The organism is Microbacterium sp. 18062, assembly GCF_902706225.1.
In the GTDB taxonomy this organism is placed as follows: Bacteria; Actinomycetota; Actinomycetes; order Actinomycetales; family Microbacteriaceae; genus Microbacterium.
The window spans coordinates 1-604 of sequence record NZ_CACSKB010000163.1; the positions used below are offsets into that span (position 1 = coordinate 1).

General features: G+C 32.0%; 1 protein-coding gene. It reads right to left on the bottom strand.

The window, feature by feature from the left end; all coding sequences use genetic code 11:
- On the bottom strand, positions 1-535 hold a 535-nt coding region (locus tag GVL03_RS19160), incomplete at its 3' end, for a hypothetical protein (protein ID WP_159502572.1).
- Positions 536-604: the final 69 nt, after the last annotated feature.

Here is a 604-nt window from a genome sequence, read left to right on the forward strand (position 1 = left end):
TTATGAGTCCTATTAATAATATTTTTTCAGGAAGATTGTTCATTTGCATATGATGTTGAGCCAAGTTTCCAATATATACTGATATCATAGAGGATATTACTATTTTTGCTGGGGATACATCTCGCAAAAATATGTATATATAGATTGTAATTGCACAAATCATTGCTCCTATTGGAAATGAGAGCATGAAAGCATAAGCTAATGTCGAGTAATTAAGATTTTCTGGGACTATACCATAAGCTATGTCAAGCTTAAACTTTGCGATCCATAAGCATACGGAATATGTAAAGCCAGTTACGCCCCATTTAACTACTGCATTATTAAATACTTTATTTAATAAATCACGATATCCTATGTATACACTGGTTAATAAAGCTATGGATGATAGGAAAATTGGAGCGGCAACGTATATATTTTCTAGCCATAATGGGTTTTCTACAATCAAGTATCCAAAAGGTATTAAGTATATTATAGCCAATAGCTGAGGGTTGTTTAATTTTGGTGATGCATCAACTAACTTATTTTTATAATCCATACAACGTCCTTATTTCAACTTTAACGCCAAATCTTCAGCTTTTGGATGATAATACCGCATTAGCATTCT